The sequence below is a fragment of the Nonomuraea sp. NPDC050691 genome (assembly GCF_040654455.1).
In the GTDB taxonomy this organism is placed as follows: domain Bacteria; phylum Actinomycetota; class Actinomycetes; order Streptosporangiales; family Streptosporangiaceae; genus Nonomuraea.
In genome coordinates, this window is record NZ_JBFAIA010000285.1 from 1 (window position 1) to 6,575 (window position 6,575).

General features: G+C 74.4%; 6 protein-coding genes. All 6 read left to right on the forward strand.

Annotation, left to right across the window (positions count from 1 at the left end):
- A partial coding sequence (locus AB0H81_RS43235) for a hypothetical protein (protein ID WP_358387848.1) occupies positions 1-1,029 on the forward strand: 1,029 nt, incomplete at its 5' end.
- The gene (gene aztC / locus AB0H81_RS43240; RefSeq protein WP_358387851.1) at positions 1,026-1,925 is read left to right on the forward strand and encodes a zinc ABC transporter substrate-binding protein AztC; all 900 of its coding nucleotides are present in this window, start codon (positions 1,026-1,028) and stop codon (positions 1,923-1,925) included. The genes AB0H81_RS43235 and aztC, both read left to right, overlap by 4 nt.
- A gap of 47 nt (positions 1,926-1,972) precedes the next feature.
- Complete coding sequence (aztD, locus tag AB0H81_RS43245) at positions 1,973-3,121, forward strand: zinc metallochaperone AztD (RefSeq protein ID WP_358387854.1); 1,149 nt, start codon at positions 1,973-1,975, stop codon at positions 3,119-3,121.
- 52 nt (positions 3,122-3,173) lie between these two features.
- The gene (locus AB0H81_RS43250) at positions 3,174-4,682 is read left to right on the forward strand and encodes a cobyric acid synthase (protein ID WP_358387856.1); all 1,509 of its coding nucleotides are present in this window, start codon (positions 3,174-3,176) and stop codon (positions 4,680-4,682) included.
- 97 nt (positions 4,683-4,779) lie between these two features.
- Positions 4,780-5,691: an ABC transporter ATP-binding protein gene (locus tag AB0H81_RS43255; RefSeq protein ID WP_358387859.1), complete on the forward strand. Its 912-nt coding sequence runs from the start codon at positions 4,780-4,782 to the stop codon at positions 5,689-5,691.
- Positions 5,669-6,460 carry an ABC transporter permease subunit gene (locus AB0H81_RS43260; RefSeq protein WP_358387863.1) on the forward strand — a complete coding sequence of 264 codons (792 nt, stop codon included), beginning with the start codon at positions 5,669-5,671 and terminating at the stop codon, positions 6,458-6,460. The genes AB0H81_RS43255 and AB0H81_RS43260 overlap by 23 nt, the downstream gene beginning before the upstream one ends.
- Positions 6,461-6,575 lie beyond the last annotated feature (115 nt).

The following is a 6,575-nucleotide window of genomic DNA, read 5'->3' on the forward strand; positions in this document are numbered from 1 at the left end:
GAGACCGCCGAGGCGCGGCCGCGCCTGGTGCTGGCCGACACGGCCGCCGGGAACGTCCACCTCCTCGACCTCGTCACCGGCCAGGCCACCCGGATCGCCACCGGCGTCACGGACGTCGGCCGCGTCAGGACCGACGGCCGGCGCGCCTACCTGACCACCCGCGACGGCGCCGCCACCCGAGTCATCGACGGGGGCGCCTGGACCGTGGACCACGGCGACCACGTGCACCACTACCGGACCACCCCGCGTGACCTGGGCACCACGCCCGGCACGGGCCACCTCCTCGACCGCGCCCGCCTCGACGCGGGCGAGCTGCGCCCGGCCGGCGACGCCGTGGCGGTCAAGGACGGCGTGCCGGTCAGGGACGGTGTGGCGGTGCCGTACCGGGAGCGGCTGCTCGTCCCCGGCGACGGCCTCGTACGAGTCCGGGAGCCCGGCGGCGCCCCGGCCGGCGTGATCGGCGAGCCCTGCCCAGCCCCGGAGGGCGAGGCGTTGACGCCCCGGGGAGTGGTGTTCGGGTGCGCCGACGGCGTCCTCCTGGTCACCGGTGCGGCCCGCGGGCTCGACGGCGTGAAGATCCCGTACCCGGCCGGAGGGCTGCGGGTGCGGCGCTTCGGCCACCGCCCCGGCGGCACCGTCCTGGCGGCCCCCGCCGAGAGACAGGCCGGTAAGCCGGCTGAGAAACAGGCCGGGGTCTGGGTGCTCGACGTCACGCGCCGTTCCTGGACGCGGCTGCGAACCGGCCCCGTGACCGCCGTCAGCGCCGCCGGCGACGGCGCCCCGGTGCTCGCCCTCTCCCCGGACGGCGTCCTGCGCTCCTACGACCACCGCTCCGGCGAGGAACTGGCCCGGACCCGCCTCCTGAGACAGACGCGAGGGGCCGTGATCGAGGTCGACACCGGCCGCGCGTACGTCAACGACCCGGCCGGCCGGACCGTCCACGAGATCGACTACCGGGACGGGCTGCGGCGCGCGCGGACGTTCCGGCTCGGGTTCACGCCCGGCCACATGGTGGAGACGGGCCGATGAGGGCGATCGTGGCGGTCCTGGTCCTGCTGCTCGCCGGATGCGGGGTGGCCACCGGGCGGGGCCCCGGGGTGGTGGTCACCACGGACATCCTCGGCGACGTCACCCGCCGCGTCGTCGGCGACCAGGCCGAGGTGACGGTGCTGATGAGGGCGGGGGCCGACCCCCACTCGTTCGGCGTGTCCGCCCGGCAGGCGGCGCTCGTCGAACGGGCCGAACTGGTCGTCCACAACGGCCTCGGCCTGGAGGAAGGCGTGCTGCGCCACGTCGAGGCGGCCAGGGAAGCGGGCGTGCCCACGCTCGCCGCCGGCGACGCCGCCGCGCCCCTGCCGTACGCGGGCGGGGACCGCGCGGGACAGCCCGACCCGCACGTCTGGACCGACCCGCGGCGCGTGATCAGGATCGTGGACGCCGTCGCCGCCCGCGTCGTCGCCGAGGTGGACGGCGTGGACGCCGCCAAGGTACGCGCGAACGCCGCCGCCTACCGGGCCGAGCTCGAAGCGCTCGACGCCTGGATCGAACGCCGGCTCGCCCCCGTCCCCGCCGGCCGGCGCGCCCTGGTGACCGACCACCACGTCTTCGGCTACTTCGCCGCCCGGTACGGCTTTCGGGTCGTCGGGGCGGTCGTGCCGAGCGGCACCGCGCTGGCCTCGCCGAGCGCGTCGGACCTCGCCTCGCTGGCCGGGGCGATCCGCGCGGCCCGGGTGCCGGCCATTTTCACCGGCGTGTCCCAGCCCGACCGGCTCGCCCGCGTCCTGGCGAGCGAGACCGGCATCGGGGTGCGGGTCGTCGCCCTGCGCACCGAGTCGCTCGGCCCGCCCGGCCAGGACGCGGCCACGTACACGGGCCTCATGCGCGCCAACGCGGGCGCCGTCGCCGACGCGCTCACCCCCCGCTGACCTCCCAAGACACCGAAGAACTGAAGAACCGAAGAAGGGCATCCCTGATGCGAATGATCCCCCTCCTGCTGGCCGCCGCGATCACCCTGACCGCCTGTGGCACGACGCGGGCCGCGACCCCCAGGCCGGCCGTCCCGGCGCCGGTGAAGGTCGCCGCGCCCCTCGTCGTCACCTACGACGGCGGCCTGTACGTCATCGACGGCGAGCGGCTGAGCGTCGCCCGCGACATCAGGCTCCCCGGCTTCAACCGGGTCAACCCCGCCGGCGACGACCGCCACGTCCTGGTCTCCACCGCGACCGGCTTCCGCGTCCTCGACGCCGGCTCCGCCCTGCTCAAGGACGACGAGTTCAAGGGCGCCGAGCCGGGCCACGTGGTCCGGCACGCGGGCCGGACCGTGCTCTTCTCCGACGGGACCGGCCAGGTGACGATCTTCGATCCGGCCCGGCTGGCCGAGGGGCTGCCCGAGGGCGAGGTCTACACGGCCGCCGCGCCGCACCACGGCGTCGCGATCCGGCTGCAGGGCGGCGAACTGGTCGTGACTGTGGGCACTCAGGAGAGCCGCACCGGCATCGTCGTCCTCGACGCCTCCCGCAAGGAGATCGCCCGCAACGAGGACTGCCCGGGCGTCCACGGCGAGGCCACCGCCCAGGGCGAGGCCGTGGTCGTCGGCTGCGAGGACGGCGTCCTCCTCTACCGCCAGGGGCGGATCACCAAGGTGAAGAGCCCCGACGCGTACGGCCGGATCGGCAACCAGGCGGGCTCCGACGCCTCGCCGATCGTGCTGGGCGACTACAAGAAGGACCCCGACGCCGAGCTCGAACGTCCCCGCCAGGTCTCGCTCATCGACACCGCCACCGGCCGGCTGCGGCTGGTGAAGCTGGACGCGAGCTACACGTTCCGGTCGCTGGCGCGCGGCCCGCGCGGTGAGGCCCTGGTTCTCGGCACCGACGGCCACCTCCATGTGATCGACCCCGTCAAGGGGAAGGTGACGCGCCGGATCGCGGTGACGGGCCCGTGGGAGGAGCCGATGGAGTGGCAGCGGCCCCGGCCCGCCGTCTTCGTTCGCGACCGCCTGGCGTACGTGTCCGACCCGGCCACCCGGCGGCTGCACGAGGTCGACATCGAGGCCGGGAGGACGCTGAGGACCGTGACCCTGCCGCAGCCGCCCAACGAGCTCAGCGGCGTCGCGAGCTGAGCCCCACCCCTCCCACCTCCTGGTGAATGGGAAGATGTGGGAGGATCCGGGCGTGCGAAGCGTGCGGGCGGTCAGGGGTGCGCTGCTGGTGGCGGGGACGACCTCCGACGCGGGCAAGAGCGTGGTCACCGCCGGAATCTGCAGGTGGCTGGCCCGTCAAGGAGTCCGCGTGGCTCCGTTCAAGGCGCAGAACATGTCCCTGAACTCCTACGTCACGACCGACGGCGCCGAGATCGGGCGGGCCCAGGCGATGCAGGCGCAGGCGGCCGGCATCGAGCCTGACGCGGACATGAACCCCATCCTGCTCAAGCCGGGCAGCGACCGGCGCAGCCAGGTCGTGCTGCTCGGCCGGCCGGTCGCCGACGTGGACGCGATGGAGTACGGACGGGTGCGCGACATGCTGCGCGCCACCGCGCTGCGCTCGCTCGACCGGCTGAGGAGCCGGTACGACGTGGTGGTCTGCGAGGGCGCGGGCAGCCCGGCGGAGATCAACCTGCGCCGCGGCGACCTGGCGAACATGGGCCTCGCCCGGGCCGCCGGCCTGCCCGTGGTCGTGGTGGGCGACATCGACCGGGGCGGGGTGTTCGCCGCGTTCTACGGCACGGTCGGGCTCCTGGAGGCGGCCGACCAGGCGCTGGTGGCCGGGTTCGTGGTCAACAAGTTCCGCGGCGCGCCGGAGCTGCTCCAGCCCGGGCTCGACCAGCTCCGGGGGCTGACGGGCCGCGACGTCTACGGCGTGCTGCCGTGGGCGGACGGCCTGTGGCTGGACGTCGAGGACTCCCTGGCCCTGGACGCGCGCCCGTCCGCGACCCGCGAGCCGTACGGGCGGCAGACGCTGCGCGTGGCCGTGGTCCGCCTGCCGCGCATGTCGAACTTCACCGACGTCGACGCGCTGGCGGCAGAGCCGGGGGTGGTGGTGCGGTTCGTCACGGCCGCGGCCGACCTCGACGACGCCGACCTGGTGGTGCTGCCCGGTTCGCGGGCCACGGTGGACGACCTGGCCTGGCTGCGCCGCACCGGCCTGGCCGCGGCGCTGCTGGCGCGCAAGGGCCCGATCCTCGGCGTGTGCGGCGGCTTCCAGATGCTCGGCCGGGAGATCGTGGACGAGGTCGAGTCGGGCGCCGGGCGGGTGGACGGGCTCGGGATGCTGCCCGCGCGGTTCGCGTTCGCCGCGGACAAGGTGCTCGGCCGGCCCTCCGGCCACGCCTACGGCCACTTTGTCTCCGCGTACGAGATCCATCACGGCGTGGCGGCGGTCGAGGGCGGCGAGCCGTTCCTGGACGGCTGCCGCGTCGCGAACGTCTGGGGCACCACCTGGCACGGCGCGCTGGAGAACGACGGCTTCCGCCGCGCCTTCCTGGCGGACGTGGCCCGGGAGGCAGGACGCGACTTCACGCCCGCCCCCGGAACGGACTTCGCCCGGCTGCGCGAGGAGCGCCTCGACGCGCTGGGCGACCTCGTCGAGCGGCATCTCGACACCGACGCGCTGCTGCGCCTCATCGAGCACGGCCCGCCGGAGCTGCCCTTCCTCCCGCCGGGCGCGCCCGACCCCGTCCCGTAGTCCCTCGCCTGATTGCCGGGGGCCGGAAAGGAGGCGCGCGCCCGCTTGCCGGGTTCGCGCCCTGACACCGCCCGGCCTCCGCCGTCACCATGGCGGCATGACGGCAGTGGTGCAGGCCGAAGGGCTCAGCAAGTACTACGGCAGGCGTCGTGGCCTGGAGGATCTCACGCTGGACATCCAGCCGGGAGAGGTCTTCGGGTACCTCGGGCCGAACGGCGCGGGCAAGACGACCACGATCAGGCTCCTGATGGACCTGATCCGGCCCGCCAGCGGCCGGGTGCGGGTGCTCGGGGCGCCTCCCGGCGAGGCGGCGATCCGGGCGCGGATCGGCTACCTGCCCGGCGACCTGGTGCTGGAGGGCCGCGAACGGGCCCGCGACTACCTGGCGTTCCTGGGCAGGATGCGGGGCGGCGTGCCGCCGGGCCGCGTCGCCGAGCTCGCCGAACGGCTCGACGCGGACCTGTCGGTGCCGATGCGCAAGCTCTCCAAGGGCAACCGGCAGAAGATCGGGCTGATCCAGGCGTTCATGCACGAGCCGGAGTTCGTGATCCTGGACGAGCCGACCTCGGGGCTCGACCCGCTGGTGCAGCAGGAGTTCCTGGCCATGGTGCGGGAGGTGCGCTCCTCCGGCCGCACGGTGCTCATGTCCTCACACGTGCTGGCCGAGGTTGAGCACGTCTCCGACCGGGTCGGCATCGTACGGTCCGGGCGCCTGGTCGCGGTGGAGAACGTGGCCGCGCTGCGGGAGAAGGCCGTGCGCCGGGTCGAGCTGCACTTCGACGCGCCCGTGCCGCGCGAGGCGTTCGAGGGGCTGCCCGGCGTGCGGGACCTGCGCGTGGAGGGCGCCGGCGTCCGCTGCACCATCGACGGCCGGCCGGACGCGCTGGTCAAGGCCGCCGCCCGGTTCACGGTCGTCCACCTCGTCAGCGCCGAGCCGGACCTGGAGGAGATCTTCCTCACCTACTACAGCGAGGAGGGCGCACACCATGATCATCAAGAGTCTGCGTGACGACCTGCGGGCCCTGGTGGGCTGGACGATCGGTCTCAGCGCGTTCCTGACGATGTACCTCGGCATCTACGGCAGCATCAAGGAAGACCCGCAGACCTACAGCGCCCAGGCCCTGGCCAAGTACCCCAGCGCGTTGCGCGACCTCATGGGCGGCATGCAGGACATCGCCACCGGCACCGGCTATCTCCAGACGGTCGTCTACCAGCTCCTGGTCCCGATGCTGTTCCTCGTCTGCGCGATGATCCTGGCCAACCGGGCGATCGCCGGGCCCGAGGAGGCCGGCACGCTGGAGCTCGTCGTCGCCCTGCCGGTGAAGCGCAGGCGGGTGGTGCTGGAGCGGTTCGCGGCGCTGGCGCTCGGCCTGCTCGCCGTGACCGCCGTGACCTTCGCGGTCGTGTGGACGATGACCCGGCAGGTCGGCATCGACGTCCCCTTCGGCCGGCTCCTGGCCGCGCACACCGGCCTCTACCTGCTCGCCCTGTTCTTCGGCACGGTGACGCTCGCCGTCGGCGCCGCCACCGGGCGCAAGGCCGCCGCCTCGGCCGTGCTCGGCGTGTGGGCCGTGCTCGGGTACATGGTCGTCACCGTCGGCCGCGACGTGGCCGCCGTCTCCTGGCTGAGGGGGGTCTCGCCGTTCCACTACTACGCCGACGGCAGGCCCCTCTACGAGGGGTTGCCGACCGGGGACTACCTTGTGCTGGCGGGGGCGACGGCCGTGCTCGCCCTCACCGCGGTCCTCGCCTTCGACAGGCGCGACGTAGGAGTGTGATGGCAGCCTCCCGGGTGCCCGCCGACCTGCTCGGCGCGCACTTACAGGTGCTCGCCCGGGCGGCGGAGACCGGGCGGCTGCCCGAGCGGGCCGACCTGGACGCCTACCACGCGGC